This is a genomic window from Flavobacterium psychrolimnae (assembly GCF_003312425.1).
GTDB classification, from domain to species: Bacteria; Bacteroidota; Bacteroidia; order Flavobacteriales; family Flavobacteriaceae; genus Flavobacterium; species Flavobacterium psychrolimnae.
The window spans coordinates 59,360-73,879 of sequence record NZ_QNUX01000001.1 but is presented as its reverse complement, the minus strand read 5'-3'; the positions used below and the strand labels follow the sequence as shown (position 1 = coordinate 73,879).

The following is a 14,520-nucleotide window of genomic DNA, read 5'->3' as shown; positions in this document are numbered from 1 at the left end:
CTTGTATAGCCGTGTTATCTATTTTAAGGTGAAGTGTTTTTAAGATCTTCTATTGTCGTTTCTGGAAGAATTACCTCTTTGACTTTCTGACCTTTGTGGCGCTGATTCTCTTGAAGAATTCCCTCTGCTTTGAGACTCTGCTCTTTGTGGTGCAGCTTGTCTAGAAGTACTAGTTCTGTTTTGAGAATAATCTCTCTGTGAATTCCCTCTTTGAGGCATTGCCTGTGTAGAAGGACTGGTTCTGTTTTGAGAATAATCTCTTTGCGAATTTCCTCTTTGAGGAGCATCCTGAATAGAAGGACTAGTTCTGTTTTGAGAATAATCTCTCTGTGAATTTCCTCTTTGAGGCATTGCCTGTGTAGAAGGACTAGTTCTGTTTTGCGAATATTCTCTCGGAGAATTCCCTCTTTGAGGCGCTGCCTGAGTAGAAGGACTAGTTCTGTTTTGAGAATAATCTCTCTGAGAATTTCCTCTTTGAGGAGTTGCTTGTTCAGAAGAACTATTTCTATTTTGAGAATAATCTCTCTGAGAATTTCCTCTTTGAGGCACTGACTGATTAGAACGATCGGATCTGTTTTGAGAATAATCTCTTGAAGAACCTGATCTTTGCGGAGTAACTCCTCCTCTTGAAGGGCTAGTTCTGTTAAGAGAATTGTCTCTTGAGGTAATGGCTCTTCTATTAGAATATCCACTATCATTTCTTGAAACTCTTCTTTGATCTAATTCATATCGATTTGCAACAGTAGCGTTTCTTCGTGAGAATGAATAGTTTGGATTTTGTCTTTCGTATCCATTGGAACGTCTTGAATTGTATAAAACAACTGCTCGATTGCTTCTTCTATTAGTTACATAATTATAATTGTTATTGATATTCAAATTAATATTTATGTTATTTCTGTAACGGAATACTGGAAATGGATTCCATGCATAATAATAGGAAGGATAATAGCCCCAGTTCCAAGTTGAGTAATAGGGACGGTAATTATTAGACCAGAATGAAGCATAAATTACAGGAGTAGTGTAATAAACGGGTTCGTAAATGTAATTTTCGCCATACATGAAAACATCTCCTACTACTTGTACGTGGATTTTATTATTTCTGTCTTTTTCGACATCAATCGTGGCAACATCTTGGTATACATCTTGATCAATTACGGATTGAACAATGATTAAATGTGTTCTGTTTTCCACGGTTTCTATAACCCGTAAATAATCAACTTCATTATCATTATTTAAATCTAAATTTGATATCTGAAGTTTAGGATCGTTCAAGCGTCTTTCAAAATCCTGTAGGTCTCTAGATTCGCCAAAAATAGAAGCAACAGCTCTCAAATCAAGATTATCGCTGATTTCAGCATTCATGGCATTTACTGATGTTCTATCTTGCGCTTGAATTTGTGTTGCGAAAACAGAAGTCAATAGACTCAATAATAGTAGTTTCGTTTTCATAATAAATTGGATTAAGTTTTCCCTTTTTTTTCAATATTCAATTACTGTGCCAATAAATATTAGTCTCTATCTGTATTTATATTATTAATTGTAAATTAGCCCTAAAATGTATAAAAAATGAAAAATATTTTTTTAATTCTATTGGTTTTAATTGTGTTTGTGTCTTGTAAAACAGGTGCTTATGAATCTTTAAGTTCAAATATTGTTAATTTTCAATCTGTGAAAATTGATACGTTATTTCAAGATAAAATAAGTATTCGAGCGATTCAAATGGATAAAAATAAAATTTGGTACGCTGCAGATAAAGGTAGATATGGTTTTTATAATTTAGATACCAATCAGAAAATAGAGAACAAAATTACCAAGGATTCTTTAAAACTTGAATTTAGAAGTATTGCTCAAACAGCTAAGCATGTTTTTATTCTGAATGTTGCAAATCCTGCCTTATTGTACCAAATTTCAAAAGTGGGTAAGGAAGCAAGAGTAGTGTATCAGGAAAATCATGAAAAAGTCTTTTATGATAGTATGCAGTTTTGGGATGATAAAGAAGGAATAGCCATGGGAGATCCAATTGCTGATTGTCTCAACATAATTAATACACGCGACGGAGGGAATTCGTGGAATAAAATCCCATGTGATAAATTACCGAAAGTGATGGATGGTGAGGCTGCTTTTGCGGCCAGTAATACTAATGTTGTAGTCAAAGGAAACCATACGTGGATTGTTTCTGGTGGAAAAAAATCGCGGGTTTTTTATTCCTCTGATAGAGGAAATAGTTGGTCGGTTTATGAAACTCCAATTGTGCAAGGAAAAGCTATGACCGGAATTTTTACGGCTGACTTTTATGATGCAAATATCGGATTTGTTGCTGGGGGAGATTATGAAATCCGAAATCAGAATTTCTCCAATAAAGCCAGTACAATTGATGGAGGCAAAACATGGAAACTTGTAGCTGAAAATGAAGGTTTTGGGTATGCATCTTGTGTGCAGTATGTTCCTAAAAGTAACGGCAAAGGACTTGTAACTGTAGGGACTTCAGGAATATATTATTCATCGGATAGTGGGGCTTCATGGAAACAATTATCATCCGATTCCACATTTAATACAATTCGCTTTCTGGATGAAAAAACCGCTATTGCTGCTGGGCAAAATAAAATGATTCGCCTCAACTTTAAATAAAAAACCTAAGCAATAGATTTTATCCAATGCTTAGGTTTTTGTTGAACTAATAAAATAAAAAGCAATTATTTTTTTGGGCCTTTATTGCGATATTGATGAAGCAATTTTCTGTTGAAATCTTCTTCAGCCTTTCTAAGTTTAATGATTTTTACTGAGGGTAATACGCCTCGCAAATTTTGTGTAAACTTTTTTCGAAGTAAAAATAATTCTTCTTCAGTATCTTCCATTTGAACTAAGAAATTATTAGCTTCTTTTTCAGATATTTTATCTAATGAGCCATCACTCATTCTTTTCATATAAGCGCGCATTTTTTGATGTCTTAATTCAAATTGTTTGTCATCAAATGTGTTGTAAAGCGGCCAGAACTTTTCAGCCTCATTGCCTGTCAATTCAAGCTCTGTTGTGAAAAAAGCTACTTTCAACGCTTTTATTTTTTCTTTTTTTTCTTTCATACTTTCGCTCTGAGCGTAAAAGCTGAATGAAACAAATAAAAAGAGTAGTGGTAATAATTTTCTAACGTTCATTTTGTTATTTTTTAATTAAAGCTTATTGAGCATGTTTGTTATTTATTCTAAAATAAGATTTTCCAGATTTGAATTTCCAGATAAAAGATCTTCTATCGCTTCATCTTCTATTGCAATACTTGTATTCATGTTGTTAATATCTTCCGTTTCTAGACCACTTATCAAATCATATTGATTTACGTTAGATTGATAGGTTATGTAATTTTCTAATTCAGTTGAATCCAATTCATTGCTGCTGGCAGATGAATAATTAAAAATTGGAATCATCAGCGCAAGTACCAGAACGGCTGCAACCATCAGAATTAAATTTTTTCTTTTTTGAAAAATAGAAATAACTTTTGGTTCACTCGCAGGCAATTGCTGCATCATTTTGACTGAAAAATTTTCAAAATAATGATCCGGTGTTTTGAATCCGGTTTCAATTTTAGGCTCGTTTTCTAATTTAAATGTTTTCATATTTTCTTTAGACGTATTTATTGCAAAAAGGTTTAATTAGTAGATACAAAAGCTTCTATTTTTTTTACTGCAATATGATAGGATGCTTTTAATCCACCAACGGAAGTTCCCAAAATTTCAGAAATTTCTTCATACTTGAGTTCTTCAAAATACTTCATTTTAAAAATCAATTGTTGTTTCTCAGGTAATAATGCGATAGCTTTTTGCAATTTTATTTGAATATCATTACCGTCAAAAAACACATCAGCTTCCAGATTATCTAAGGTTTTGTTTTGCAATGTTTCAGATGAGATACCACTTATTTTTGATTTTTGTTTTAAAAAAGTCAAAGCTTCATTGGTCGCAATACGGTATATCCATGAAAACAGTTTGCTTTCGCCTTTAAAATTCTTTAAATTTTGAAATACTTTAATAAAAGTATTTTGCAAAACATCATCCGTATCATCGTGATTCAAAACGATATTACGAATATGATTGTAAAGTGGTCTTTGATAATCCAATATCAGCTGCTGAAACGCTTGGTTTTGCGTTTTAGGGGATAACAATTGGTTAATAAATTCCTGTTCTTCTTGCAAAATTATTATTTATAGGTTAGAGTGGAATTTATCATAAAGGTTTAATCGGTTCAATAATATTTAAAATTCAGATTGCTCTTCTTCTTTATTGATAAACGGTTCAGGAGTTTTTACAGGTTCTACTTTCTTGATAGCAGCGGGAACATAAGAATTTACAGGAATTACTTTTGGCTGTATCGGATAGTAGATTTCAGTTATCCATTTTGAAGGATTTTTAATTTCTGTTCTACTTGTAGTGAAAACTTCCAAGTGTGAAAATGCAGGATCTAGCACAATTTTATTGGTATTAATGTATGCTTTAGTTTTGTCCAATGCTTTTTGAGTATGGGAATAATCACCGTTTAAAGTTGTTTTAACAGCGTCGAATGGTTCTAGTTTTCCAGCTAAAATATCACTTCCTGAACTCGTTAAAATTTGAGTTTTTATGGGAACACAAAACGAAACTTTGGTCAATCCGCTTGATACATCATAAGTGTGATAGATTAAAAATGGTTTTCCATTCAATTCAATACTATTTTGTTTACAGAAAGTGTTGATTTTATAAAATACGATTCTGGAATTTTTAATAACATTCGAAATTTTACTGTTGAAGGTTTGTTTCAAATAAAAGGTTCCAGCCTTTTTATCTGGTCCGTCCACTTTTACCGTGTAGGTGTTTATTTCAAAATCTAGCGTTTTATCAAGATTGGCCAGGCTTTTTTCATACATTTCACCAATGATTTTATCGATGCCTCCATTAAACGCGGTATATACTTTCATAGAAAAACTCATTTTTCCAATGGTTTTCCAAGTTACTTTTGTTCCTCCAACGGTATCTTTAAATTTCCAAAAAACCGAAGATTCGGTACCGCTATAATTCATTTTCTGAGAAATACTATCGTTTTCTTTTACAAAAAGAGTTTTCATATCACCATTTCCATCTTTTCCTTCCCAGGAATACGATGCTCCTGGACCAATTGTTTTGCCGGGATAATTAATTTTAATCTCTGGATCTGCAGTAATCCATGAGCCAAAATCTTCCCAGTTTCTGTAATCATTGACAAAATTAAAAACGTTGGATTTTGGAGAATTTATGATTTTACTTCTTTCTACGGTAAAATCTCCTTTTTGAGTAGCTACAAAAATGGATAAAGCCACAAAACTAAGCAGCAGTAAAAGAAATAAATATTTTAAAATCCTCATAATACACGGGTTTATTAATTTTTGTAAAGTTAAAGATTTAATTTACAAGTAGCGGAAAGTGTTAAAAAAATATGATGGCAATTTTATTTCAAAAAAGGAAGTTTAATTTATTTAATTATTTGAAGCGGTTAAAAAATTAATTTTCAATGCCTTAATTTTCAATTTTTATGCACAAACAAGAATTTTGAAAGCATATCCTGATATATTTAAAACAAAAAATTCCACTGTAGAGTGGAATTGGTTTATTAATTTGGAGAAAACTAACGTTTGAAAAATATTTTTATCAGGAATAAAATACCAATAAAAACTACAAATCCTATTACAATTTTGTAATTCCCCTTGTAAAACTCATTATGAATTTTGATATCTTTTCGATAGGAATAAATTGCAGCAATAACAAATGCAACAAAAAACAAGCCTGCAAACACTAATTGACCTTGACTAAACATAGTTGAAATTATTTCAGGCAAATTTAGGTAATAGTTTAGAAATAGTTGCTAATTTGCCTTTTCATTTAACAAAATAAAAAGATGCAAAAACAGATAAACTCAGTCAAAGAATTTCATACCGCTTTTAAAATTGGGCACAGTGAAATTCCAACAGCTAATTTAGGCGAAAGTAAGCATGAACTTCGCTATAATTTAATGAAAGAGGAAAACGAAGAATATCTTGAAGCAGTTCAAAATAATGATTTAATAGAAATTGCGGACGCATTAGGGGACATGATGTACATTCTCTGCGGAACTATTATCGAACATGGTTTGCAACATAAAATAGAGGAAGTTTTTGACGAAATCCAACGTAGTAATATGAGTAAGTTAGGCGAAGACGGAAGCCCGATTTACCGTGAAGATGGCAAAGTGATGAAAGGACCAAATTATTTTAAACCTGATTTTTCTAAAATATTGGAACTTAAATAGGAGCACAGGCGGAATCTTACTATTTACAAAATGCAAAAAGCGATTTTCATTGTGAAAATCGCTTTTTGTATGCATGCTGATTGTTTAAATATTATATTTTAACAGTCCACCCAAAAGTATCTTCTTCTAGTTTATTCTGGATATTAGTCAATTTGTCTTTCAACTGAATTGCTACTGTTTTTTCAATTTTTGGTAATTCATAATATACGTCTTGGTATGAAAATCCTGATATCGGACTTACTACAGCCGCTGTTCCAGCACCAAAAATTTCTTTTAGAGTTCCGTTTTTCGAAGCTTCAACAAGTTCAGATACCAAAACGGGACGAATCTCTACAGCAATTCCTTCACTTTTAGCCAAGTCGATTAGTGTTTTTCTGGTAACACCATCAAGAATTCTTTCGCTAACCGGAGCCGTCAATAAAGTATCATTTATTCTAAAGAAAACATTCATTGTTCCCGCTTCTTCCAGTTTGGTATGCGTAGCATCATCTGTCCAAATTACTTGTTGGAATCCTTCCTTGTTGGCTAAATTAGTTGGATAGAATTGAGCAGCGTAATTACCTGCAGCCTTTGCAGCTCCAATTCCTCCATTAGCAGCTCTACTGAAATGTTCTGCGATAAGCACTTTGACATCACCGGAATAATAAGAGGTTACTGGAGATAAAATGATCATGAATTTATAATCATTGGATGGATTTGCAATCACACCTGTTCCAGTAGCAATCATAAATGGTCGGATATACATTGCATTTCCTTTCCCTTTTTTGATCCAAGCTTCGTCTAATTGCAACAATTGATTCAATCCATTCATGAATATTTCTTCAGGAACTTCAGGCATAGCCATTCTCACTGCTGATTTATTGAAACGTTTGTAGTTTTCGTCAGGTCTAAAAAGCCAAACAGCATCATTAGTATCCTTGTAGGCTTTCATACCCTCAAATATAGCTTGGCCGTAATGAAAAACTCTTGTTGATGGGTCTAACAAAAAAGGAGCGTAAGGTTTAATGACCGGTTGTTGCCATTCACCATTTTTAAAATCACATTCAAATAAATGATCCGTGAAAACGGAACCAAAGCTTAAGTTTTCAAAATCTACTTCACTTATTTTTGAAGTAGCGGATTTTATAATTTCAATTTTGTTAGTTTGAGTGGTACTCATAATAAGGTATCGTTTTTTAATTTTTTTTAAAGTGTTAGCTAAAGCTTAAAAAAATCTGGTTTCTACAAATTGGCATTTAATATTTGCAAAATTAAATAAAAATCAGCAAATTACTTATGAAAACAATATTAATTACAGCCTTTAACTACGATTTGTTTACGTTTTAGAAAATTAAAAAAAAACGAGCTTAATTCTATCGATTACATAATAAATAGTGATTTATCAGCAGTAAACGCATTAGTTTTCATTAATTTTGACAAGTTTAAAAAATTTCACACTCGAATAACTTTAGAAAATAATTTTGAAAAGAGAAATAATCCAAACACTTGATGGTTCGACAACCATTCATATTGCGGAATGGGACGAATGTTATCATTCTAAACATGGAGCCATTCAGGAAGCGCAACACGTATTTATAAAAAACGGACTTTCACTGTTTCCAGACAGGAATGTTTCTATTTTAGAAATTGGTTTTGGCACCGGCCTTAATGCTTTTATTACTTTTTTGGAATCAAAAAAAAGGAATCAAAGTATTGATTATGTTGGAGTGGAAGCGTATCCAATTTCAGCAGAGGAAATAGTGTCGATGAATTATGTAGAAGAACTTAAGGCAGTGGAACAAAATTCAATTTTTGATATCATGCATCAAAGTAATTGGGAAGAAAAAATTATTCTGGATGATGATTTTACATTGACGAAAAGAAAACAATTCTTTGAAGAAATCAATGATGAAAATAAATTTGACTTGATTTATTTCGATGCTTTTGGATATAGAGTACAACCTGAATTGTGGAGTACAGCAATTTTCGAAAAAATGTATAAGGCGCTCAAACCAAATGGAGTGCTGGTTACCTATGCAGCCAGAGGTGTGGTAAAAAGGAGCATGATTGAAGTAGGTTTTACTGTTGAAAAACTCGCAGGGCCACCGGGAAAAAGAGAAATGTTTCGGGCTACAAAAAACTAAATAGAGTTGTTAAAGCCTTTGTTTTCAGTAGTTTGTTTTTGTTTTATTGATGGAATTTTTATGTGAAATAAAAAACTAAAAACTACGTTAAATAATTATGTTACAATTATAATTAATGTATTTTTACACCGATTTATTATTAAAATCTAACTTAAAATCTTCATTTACTATGTCGAAAATCATGTATGATTATACAAAATCAGTCCTAGAAAGAGTAAGTTTTGATCCGTTGCTTTTTTGCAAAGAGTTAGAAAAAGCCATCAAAATGTTGTTGCCTTACGAAATGGAACAATTACGAGAATGGTTATTGAACTATACGATAGGAAAACCAGAGTTGAAACAATGTTTACTTATTGTAAATTCATAAAAAAAAGGAACCGCGAAAACGGTTCCTTTTTTTTATTTTTTATGAATAGAACTTATAATTTGTACGTTCTGAAAAACGATTGCTCCTTTTATCACTCCGGCAATCGTACTTCTAAGAGCTTCAATTATCTGAATTTTCAATTCGCTTTTAGGAAAAATAAGGCTGACTTCTCGCGCTGGTTTTGGTTCCTTGAAATGGCGAAGCTTTAATTTATCTTTTTCTTTTAAATCTAACGTATGCAAATAAGGAAGTAATGTTGTTCCTAAACCTTCATCGGCTAATTTTATTAAGGTTTCAAAACTGCCGCTTTCTATTTGAAAATGTCCAATTTCATTTTTGCTGCTATTATTTTTACACAAATTTAAAATTCCGTCTCTAAAGCAATGACCGTCTTGCAATAACAGAATTTCATCTAAGTTTAAGTCGGAAACTTCAATTTCTTCCTTTTGAAAATGATGGTGACTTTCCGGAATGTACGCCACAAAAGGTTCAAAATACAATACAATTTCCTTGATTTTATCTTCTAATAATGGAGTTGCGGCTATGGCAGCATCCAGATGACCATTATTAAGTTTTGTAATAATTTCGTCCGTATTCAACTCTTCGATGATGAGTTTTACTTTTGGATATTTTTTAATGAAATTATTCAAAAACATCGGTAATAAAGTAGGCATAATGGTAGGAATTATTCCTAATCGGAATTCACCACCAATAAATCCTTTTTGCTGTTCTACAATATCTTGAATGCGATCAGCTTCGTTGACGATATTTTTAGCTTGGTTAACTATTTTTTGACCAATATCAGTAAGTTGAATCGGTTTTTTTGATCGGTCAAATATCTGAATGCTTAACTCTTCTTCGATTTTCTGAATCTGCATACTCAATGTAGGTTGAGTTACAAAGCATTTTTCGGCCGCAAGAGTGAAATTTTTGTGTTCGGCTACAGCCAAAACATATTTTAGTTGAGTTATTGTCATTTTTTATAGTAATATCTGATGCAAATATAAAAACAATCAATTTGACTTATAGTGTAAAGTGGTGTTTTCTTGCGTATTTTTGTTTAAAATAATAAATTATGAAAACAAATATTTTAGGATTACCAGTTAAAGAATCAGAATTGATTGTAAGTGAATTGAATGTTTTGTTATCTAATTTTCAAGTGTATTATCAAAATTTAAGAGGAATTCATTGGAATATAAGAGGGAAACGTTTTTTTGATTTGCATGTTAAATTTGAAGAATTGTATACGGATGCCCAAATTAAAATTGATTTAATCGCTGAAAGAGTGTTGACTGTAGGAGGAACTCCGCTACATACTTTTGAGGATTACATAAAAAATAATCAATTAGTTGTAGGGAAGAATGTTTCTAATGACGAGAAAGCGGTTCATTTGATTGTTACTTCACTGTCACATTTGCTAAAAATAGAAAGAGAAATTCTTAATAAATCGGGTGAAATTAATGACGAAGGAACAAATTCAATGATGAGTGATTTTATATCAGAGCAAGAAAAAACAATTTGGATGATGCAAGCTTGGTTGGAAGAGACTTTGTAATTTTAATAACGAAATAGAAAAAACCAGATGGAATCATAAGATTTTATTCTGGTTTTTTTTTGAATGTTAATTTTTTTTTAAATTTAATAGAACTAATGTTTTTTCTAATGAACTTAATTCTATTTTTGCGACAATGAAAATTATATCTAAAATATTCTTAATCATATTTTTTGCATTTCTTGTCACTCCAACAATTGTTACTGTGATTGAGAAAAGCGCTGATATATCTATTTTCTATAGCATCTCTGAAGAGGAACATTCGCTCAAAGAAATCAAGACTTTTTTTTATGTAGATCATTTTTCAGAAGTTTTGGTTCCAATAGAATCAACTTCTAGCGCCATTTTATCTGAGAATCTATCAAAACATGATAAGATTACTTCCTCCATATTTATTCCTCCGCCCAACGAGGCTTAATACAAGTATGATTTTGAATCATTTCAAAATCTGTTGTCGCATTATTTTGTGCGAAAAAAACGCTGTATTCAATTTTAGTTAGGTATTATGTCAAAAAAAATTAATCTTTTTGCTAACCTTAAATCCGATTTCGCATCTGGTTTAGTGGTTTTTTTGGTGGCGCTACCATTGTGTTTAGGTATTGCAATGGCTTCAGGTGCTCCTTTATTTTCAGGAATTATTTCAGGAATTATTGGAGGAATAGTAGTAGGCTATTTCAGTACGTCGCACATTAGTGTTTCCGGTCCAGCTGCGGGTTTAACAGCTATTGTTCTTACGGCAATCACGGATTTAGGTGCTTTTGATGTTTTTTTGACTGCGGTTTTCATCGCAGGTTTGCTACAATTAATATTAGGATTTGCCAAGGCGGGAAGTATTTCTAATTATTTTCCAACGAATGTCATTGAAGGAATGCTTGCAGGTATCGGAATTATCATTATTCTGAAACAATTGCCACATGCTTTTGGATACGACAATGATTTTGAAGGAGACCAAGCGTTTTCACAAACGGATGGCAGTAACACATTTTCTGCGCTGTTTAGTATTTTTGATTACATCCAAATTGGCTCAATAGTGATCACTTTGGTTTCGATGGTAATTTTGATTTCTTGGGATAAAGTTCCTTTTTTGAAAAAATTAAAATTAGTCCCAGGAGCTTTGATTGCGGTTGCTCTAGGTGTTATTTTAAATGAAATTTTCATTGCTAACGGAAGTGCATTAGCTATTGGAAAAGAACATTTAGTTTCGCTACCAGTTCCATCTTCTTTCGAAGAATTTAAAGCAATTATTGTCACGCCTAATCTTTCTGGAGTGATGAATCCTAAAGTATGGGTAGTAGCCTTGACTATAGCAATCGTAGCGTCTATTGAAACATTATTAAGTATAGAAGCTTCCGATAGAATGGATGTTCAAAAAAGATATACTGACACGAATAAGGAGTTGAAAGCGCAAGGAATTGGTAATATGGTGAGTTCGCTTTTAGGTGGTTTACCTTTGACCTCAGTAATTGTGCGTTCTTCTGCAAATAGCAATTCTGGAGCAAGATCTAAAATGTCGACCATCATTCACGGAGCGTTGTTGTTAGTAAGTGTACTTGCTATTCCAGTCATTCTGAACAAAATTCCTTTGGCTACTTTGGCAGCTATCTTAATTTTGGTAGGTTACAAATTAGCAAAACCGGCAACATTTATACATTTTTGGGAAAAAGGGAAATATCAGTTTGTTCCTTTTATTGCCACATTATTAGCTGTAGTATTTTTAGATTTATTGAAAGGTGTTACCTTGGGGATTATCATCAGTATTATTTTTGTTTTAAAAGGAAATCTCAAAAGAGCTTACTTTTTTAGAAAAGAACAATATGCTGATGGTGATGTGATCCATATTGATTTGGCTCAAGAAGTTTCTTTTTTGAATAAAGCGGCCATTAAACAAACCCTGAATCATCTTCCGGAAAATTCTAAAGTGATTATTGATGCAAAAGATACGGTTTACATTGCACATGATATTTTGGATTTAATACATGAGTTTAAAACTACAAGAGCGTTAGACAACAACATTAAGGTAAAACTAAAAGGATTTAAAAAAGCCTATCATCTGGAAAATAGCATTGATACTCAAAATTATGTTTCTATTGAGCACTATTATGATGCGGCTAAAAGAGTTATGGTTAAAAAAGAAATCACTGACGAAGAATTTCTTAAACAAGAAAATGGCAACTAATTAAGGAACTTAAGTTGAAAAAAACTTCCTTTACATTGCATTAGAGTTACAGAACGTTTGTATTAATAAAAATAATAAAACAAGAATTATGAGCGATTTTTATAAAAAAATATTAGAAAATAATAAAAAATGGGTGGAAACTTCGTTAGCAAGTGACCCTAATTATTTCCAAGATCTTGCCAAAGGTCAAACGCCGCCGTTATTATGGATTGGCTGTTCTGACAGTCGTGTACCTGCCAATGAAATTGTAGGAGCAAAGCCTGGAGAAGTTTTTGTACACAGAAACATTGCTAATATGGTGGTTCACTCTGACATGAATATGTTGAGTGTTTTGGATTATGCTGTAAATGTTTTGAAAGTAAAACATGTTTTAGTTTGCGGTCATTATGGTTGCGGTGGTGTTAAAGCGGCAATGGGAAATGATTCCATTGGTATCATTGACAACTGGATTCGTCACATCAAAGATGTATATCGTTTGCACAGCGCGTATTTAGATTCAATTGAGGATGAAACAGAACGTTTTAATACTTTTGTCGAATTAAACGTAAAAGAACAAGTTTTTGATTTGGCTAAAACTTCAATCGTTCAGGCTGCTTGGAGAAACGGTCAAGATTTGACATTACACGGATGGGCTTATGGACTTAACTCTGGTTTTGTAACAGATTTAGAGGTTAACATCAGTTCTGAAAAAGATTTGGATGCAGTTTATCAGTTGAAATTTTAATTGAGAAATTAAATTATGAAATCCGCTCATGTAGCGGATTTTTTTTTATTCAGTATCTAGATTTTCATTAAAAGCAGAAGGCAACAATGTGGGTATGAATTTAATCAAAATGGGTAACAATAAACTGCCGCCAGGAAGCAGAAAAATGGTTAGTGATGGAATGGTTTTACAAATCTCCAGTAATTGTTTTTTGACTTTTTTCTTTTCTTTTTCGTCCAAATCTCTGCGAGTAGAATAGGCGAGGAGCACCATCAATTCTTTGCTTTGCACAATTTCCTTAATCAATCGGTTTTTATTCCTGCCAATGAGTGTAACCACGCTTTGTGTAGTTTGATCATAAAAATGTTTGACAGGATTTGAGTAATTGAAATAAGGAATTTCTTTTTTGTGTGTATCAATAAATTCATTGGTACTATTGATACTTTCGTCAACAAAAGAATCTGGAACCGATACAATTTCAGCCAAAGAATGCAAAAAATATCTCTCGTCATTTTCTACTTTTCCATCGCTCCACAAAGCCATCCCGGCAATATCTATTAAATAATATTTTTCCAATTCATTTGTAAAGTAATCTAAATGTAGCATTTCTAAACTTTGAACAGAAACTTTAGAAAATTTGCTGTAGCGAATGGAAGCCTCAAAAAGTTTGATTAGTAAATCATCATATTGTGATTTTCTAGACTTGATTTTTAACGCAAGTGTTACAATATTAACGACCGTTTCTTCAATTTTTTTTAGATATTTTTCGGGAATTTCACCGTGAATCAAATATTGACGAAAAGCGAGCACATCAATGAATAATAAAGCGTTTGTAACCAGATGAGAGAAACTTTTGCTGATGATGCTGTCATTGGTCTGTACACGTTCATCAATGATTTTTTCTAAAGTTAAAGCAGGAGAGTTTTTCGGAAGAATTTTTTTAAACAAATTAAATCCTTGAGGATTCATTTGATTATAAAAAGCATTTCCTTGTTCAATAAAATTCTCGGGACTGATATCTTCATTTGTCAAACAAAAAACTTGATATAAAGTGTTCAAAAGCGCAACTTTTGAAATCTCTTCTTTGAACCAACCTTTCGTTTGTATTGTTGTTGCGGTTTCAAAAGCAATTATATGTCCATAAATAAATCCTGTATCTCTCACTTTTTGATAAAAAATATCAGTAGTTTTAGAAACAGTATCTTTTGAAAATTTTTGTTCAATAAAAAATTTATCTATCCAACCGGATGCTGAAGGGTTAATCATTGCTTTATTTTGAAGGTACAAAGCTATACTTTTTTGCGGTAGTTTTAA

17 protein-coding genes are annotated in these 14,520 nt (G+C 32.2%); 8 read left to right on the top strand and 9 right to left on the bottom strand.

Annotated features, from left to right (window positions below):
• Positions 1–39 precede the first annotated feature (39 nt).
• Positions 40–1,449 (bottom strand): hypothetical protein, encoded by a 1,410-nt coding sequence (locus tag DR980_RS00310; RefSeq protein WP_113633279.1) that lies wholly within the window; start codon positions 1,447–1,449, stop codon positions 40–42.
• Positions 1,450–1,566: 117 nt separating this feature from the next.
• Here DR980_RS00310 and DR980_RS00305 point away from each other — a divergent pair, with 117 nt between their 5' ends.
• Positions 1,567–2,628 (top strand): sialidase family protein, encoded by a 1,062-nt coding sequence (locus DR980_RS00305; protein ID WP_113633278.1) that lies wholly within the window; start codon positions 1,567–1,569, stop codon positions 2,626–2,628.
• A gap of 65 nt (positions 2,629–2,693) precedes the next feature.
• Here the strand turns inward: DR980_RS00305 and DR980_RS00300 are convergent, their stop codons facing one another.
• The 5 genes from DR980_RS00300 to DR980_RS00280 all read right to left on the bottom strand — a co-directional run bounded on the left by DR980_RS00300 (position 2,694) and on the right by DR980_RS00280 (position 5,814).
• The gene (locus tag DR980_RS00300) at positions 2,694–3,080 is read right to left on the bottom strand and encodes a sensor of ECF-type sigma factor (protein ID WP_317047911.1); all 387 of its coding nucleotides are present in this window, start codon (positions 3,078–3,080) and stop codon (positions 2,694–2,696) included.
• A 114-nt stretch (positions 3,081–3,194) separates the two neighbouring features.
• A complete protein-coding gene (locus DR980_RS00295) occupies positions 3,195–3,608 on the bottom strand; it encodes a hypothetical protein (protein WP_113633276.1) in 414 nt (137 codons plus the stop codon).
• Positions 3,609–3,640: 32 nt separating this feature from the next.
• Positions 3,641–4,183: an RNA polymerase sigma factor gene (locus DR980_RS00290; RefSeq protein WP_113633275.1), complete on the bottom strand. Its 543-nt coding sequence runs from the start codon at positions 4,181–4,183 to the stop codon at positions 3,641–3,643.
• A 60-nt stretch (positions 4,184–4,243) separates the two neighbouring features.
• On the bottom strand, positions 4,244–5,365 hold the full coding sequence (locus tag DR980_RS00285; RefSeq protein ID WP_113633274.1) for an SRPBCC family protein: 1,122 nt from the start codon (positions 5,363–5,365) through the stop codon (positions 4,244–4,246).
• 260 nt (positions 5,366–5,625) lie between these two features.
• Positions 5,626–5,814, bottom strand: a complete 189-nt coding sequence (locus DR980_RS00280) for a hypothetical protein (RefSeq protein ID WP_113633273.1) — start codon at positions 5,812–5,814, stop codon at positions 5,626–5,628.
• Between the two features lie 81 nt (positions 5,815–5,895).
• Here DR980_RS00280 and DR980_RS00275 point away from each other — a divergent pair, with 81 nt between their 5' ends.
• Positions 5,896–6,285 carry a pyrophosphohydrolase domain-containing protein gene (locus DR980_RS00275; RefSeq protein WP_113633272.1) on the top strand — a complete coding sequence of 130 codons (390 nt, stop codon included), beginning with the start codon at positions 5,896–5,898 and terminating at the stop codon, positions 6,283–6,285.
• A 91-nt stretch (positions 6,286–6,376) separates the two neighbouring features.
• Here the strand turns inward: DR980_RS00275 and DR980_RS00270 are convergent, their stop codons facing one another.
• On the bottom strand, positions 6,377–7,444 hold the full coding sequence (locus DR980_RS00270; RefSeq protein WP_113633271.1) for a branched-chain amino acid aminotransferase: 1,068 nt from the start codon (positions 7,442–7,444) through the stop codon (positions 6,377–6,379).
• Positions 7,445–7,745: 301 nt separating this feature from the next.
• Here DR980_RS00270 and mnmD point away from each other — a divergent pair, with 301 nt between their 5' ends.
• Positions 7,746–8,408, top strand: coding sequence for a tRNA (5-methylaminomethyl-2-thiouridine)(34)-methyltransferase MnmD (gene mnmD, locus DR980_RS00265; RefSeq protein ID WP_113633270.1), 663 nt, complete (start codon positions 7,746–7,748; stop codon positions 8,406–8,408).
• A 169-nt stretch (positions 8,409–8,577) separates the two neighbouring features.
• Positions 8,578–8,775, top strand: a complete 198-nt coding sequence (locus DR980_RS00260; RefSeq protein ID WP_113633621.1) for a hypothetical protein — start codon at positions 8,578–8,580, stop codon at positions 8,773–8,775.
• Between the two features lie 32 nt (positions 8,776–8,807).
• Here DR980_RS00260 and DR980_RS00255 read toward each other — a convergent pair whose 3' ends face one another.
• The gene (locus DR980_RS00255; protein ID WP_113633269.1) at positions 8,808–9,752 is read right to left on the bottom strand and encodes a hydrogen peroxide-inducible genes activator; all 945 of its coding nucleotides are present in this window, start codon (positions 9,750–9,752) and stop codon (positions 8,808–8,810) included.
• A 98-nt stretch (positions 9,753–9,850) separates the two neighbouring features.
• On the opposite strand from DR980_RS00255, the gene DR980_RS00250 reads away from it, so the two are divergent.
• The 4 genes from DR980_RS00250 to can all read left to right on the top strand — a co-directional run bounded on the left by DR980_RS00250 (position 9,851) and on the right by can (position 13,227).
• Positions 9,851–10,330 (top strand): Dps family protein, encoded by a 480-nt coding sequence (locus DR980_RS00250; protein ID WP_113633268.1) that lies wholly within the window; start codon positions 9,851–9,853, stop codon positions 10,328–10,330.
• A gap of 133 nt (positions 10,331–10,463) precedes the next feature.
• A complete protein-coding gene (locus tag DR980_RS00245) occupies positions 10,464–10,745 on the top strand; it encodes a hypothetical protein (RefSeq protein WP_113633267.1) in 282 nt (93 codons plus the stop codon).
• 87 nt (positions 10,746–10,832) lie between these two features.
• On the top strand, positions 10,833–12,503 hold the full coding sequence (locus tag DR980_RS00240; RefSeq protein ID WP_113633266.1) for a SulP family inorganic anion transporter: 1,671 nt from the start codon (positions 10,833–10,835) through the stop codon (positions 12,501–12,503).
• An 88-nt stretch (positions 12,504–12,591) separates the two neighbouring features.
• Positions 12,592–13,227, top strand: a complete 636-nt coding sequence (gene can, locus DR980_RS00235) for a carbonate dehydratase (protein WP_113633265.1) — start codon at positions 12,592–12,594, stop codon at positions 13,225–13,227.
• A gap of 45 nt (positions 13,228–13,272) precedes the next feature.
• On the opposite strand, the gene DR980_RS00230 is transcribed toward can, so the two are convergent.
• Positions 13,273–14,472, bottom strand: coding sequence for an LETM1-related biofilm-associated protein (locus tag DR980_RS00230; RefSeq protein ID WP_113633264.1), 1,200 nt, complete (start codon positions 14,470–14,472; stop codon positions 13,273–13,275).
• Positions 14,473–14,520: the final 48 nt, after the last annotated feature.

What these genes read in the sequence shown, in the direction of transcription:
- can (WP_113633265.1), top strand. Translation starts at nt 12,592, where the DNA reads ATGAGCGATTTTTATAAAAAAATATTAGAAAATAATAAAAAATGGGTG.
- DR980_RS00310 (WP_113633279.1), bottom strand. Translation starts at nt 1,449, where the DNA reads ATGAAAACGAAACTACTATTATTGAGTCTATTGACTTCTGTTTTCGCA.
- DR980_RS00250 (WP_113633268.1), top strand. Translation starts at nt 9,851, where the DNA reads ATGAAAACAAATATTTTAGGATTACCAGTTAAAGAATCAGAATTGATT.
- DR980_RS00245 (WP_113633267.1), top strand. Translation starts at nt 10,464, where the DNA reads ATGAAAATTATATCTAAAATATTCTTAATCATATTTTTTGCATTTCTT.
- DR980_RS00260 (WP_113633621.1), top strand. Translation starts at nt 8,578, where the DNA reads ATGTCGAAAATCATGTATGATTATACAAAATCAGTCCTAGAAAGAGTA.
- DR980_RS00230 (WP_113633264.1), bottom strand. Translation starts at nt 14,472, where the DNA reads ATGATTAACCCTTCAGCATCCGGTTGGATAGATAAATTTTTTATTGAA.
- DR980_RS00295 (WP_113633276.1), bottom strand. Translation starts at nt 3,608, where the DNA reads ATGAAAACATTTAAATTAGAAAACGAGCCTAAAATTGAAACCGGATTC.
- DR980_RS00275 (WP_113633272.1), top strand. Translation starts at nt 5,896, where the DNA reads ATGCAAAAACAGATAAACTCAGTCAAAGAATTTCATACCGCTTTTAAA.
- DR980_RS00280 (WP_113633273.1), bottom strand. Translation starts at nt 5,814, where the DNA reads ATGTTTAGTCAAGGTCAATTAGTGTTTGCAGGCTTGTTTTTTGTTGCA.
- DR980_RS00255 (WP_113633269.1), bottom strand. Translation starts at nt 9,752, where the DNA reads ATGACAATAACTCAACTAAAATATGTTTTGGCTGTAGCCGAACACAAA.
- DR980_RS00300 (WP_317047911.1), bottom strand. Translation starts at nt 3,080, where the DNA reads ATGAAAGAAAAAAAAGAAAAAATAAAAGCGTTGAAAGTAGCTTTTTTC.
- DR980_RS00270 (WP_113633271.1), bottom strand. Translation starts at nt 7,444, where the DNA reads ATGAGTACCACTCAAACTAACAAAATTGAAATTATAAAATCCGCTACT.
- DR980_RS00285 (WP_113633274.1), bottom strand. Translation starts at nt 5,365, where the DNA reads ATGAGGATTTTAAAATATTTATTTCTTTTACTGCTGCTTAGTTTTGTG.
- DR980_RS00240 (WP_113633266.1), top strand. Translation starts at nt 10,833, where the DNA reads ATGTCAAAAAAAATTAATCTTTTTGCTAACCTTAAATCCGATTTCGCA.
- DR980_RS00305 (WP_113633278.1), top strand. Translation starts at nt 1,567, where the DNA reads ATGAAAAATATTTTTTTAATTCTATTGGTTTTAATTGTGTTTGTGTCT.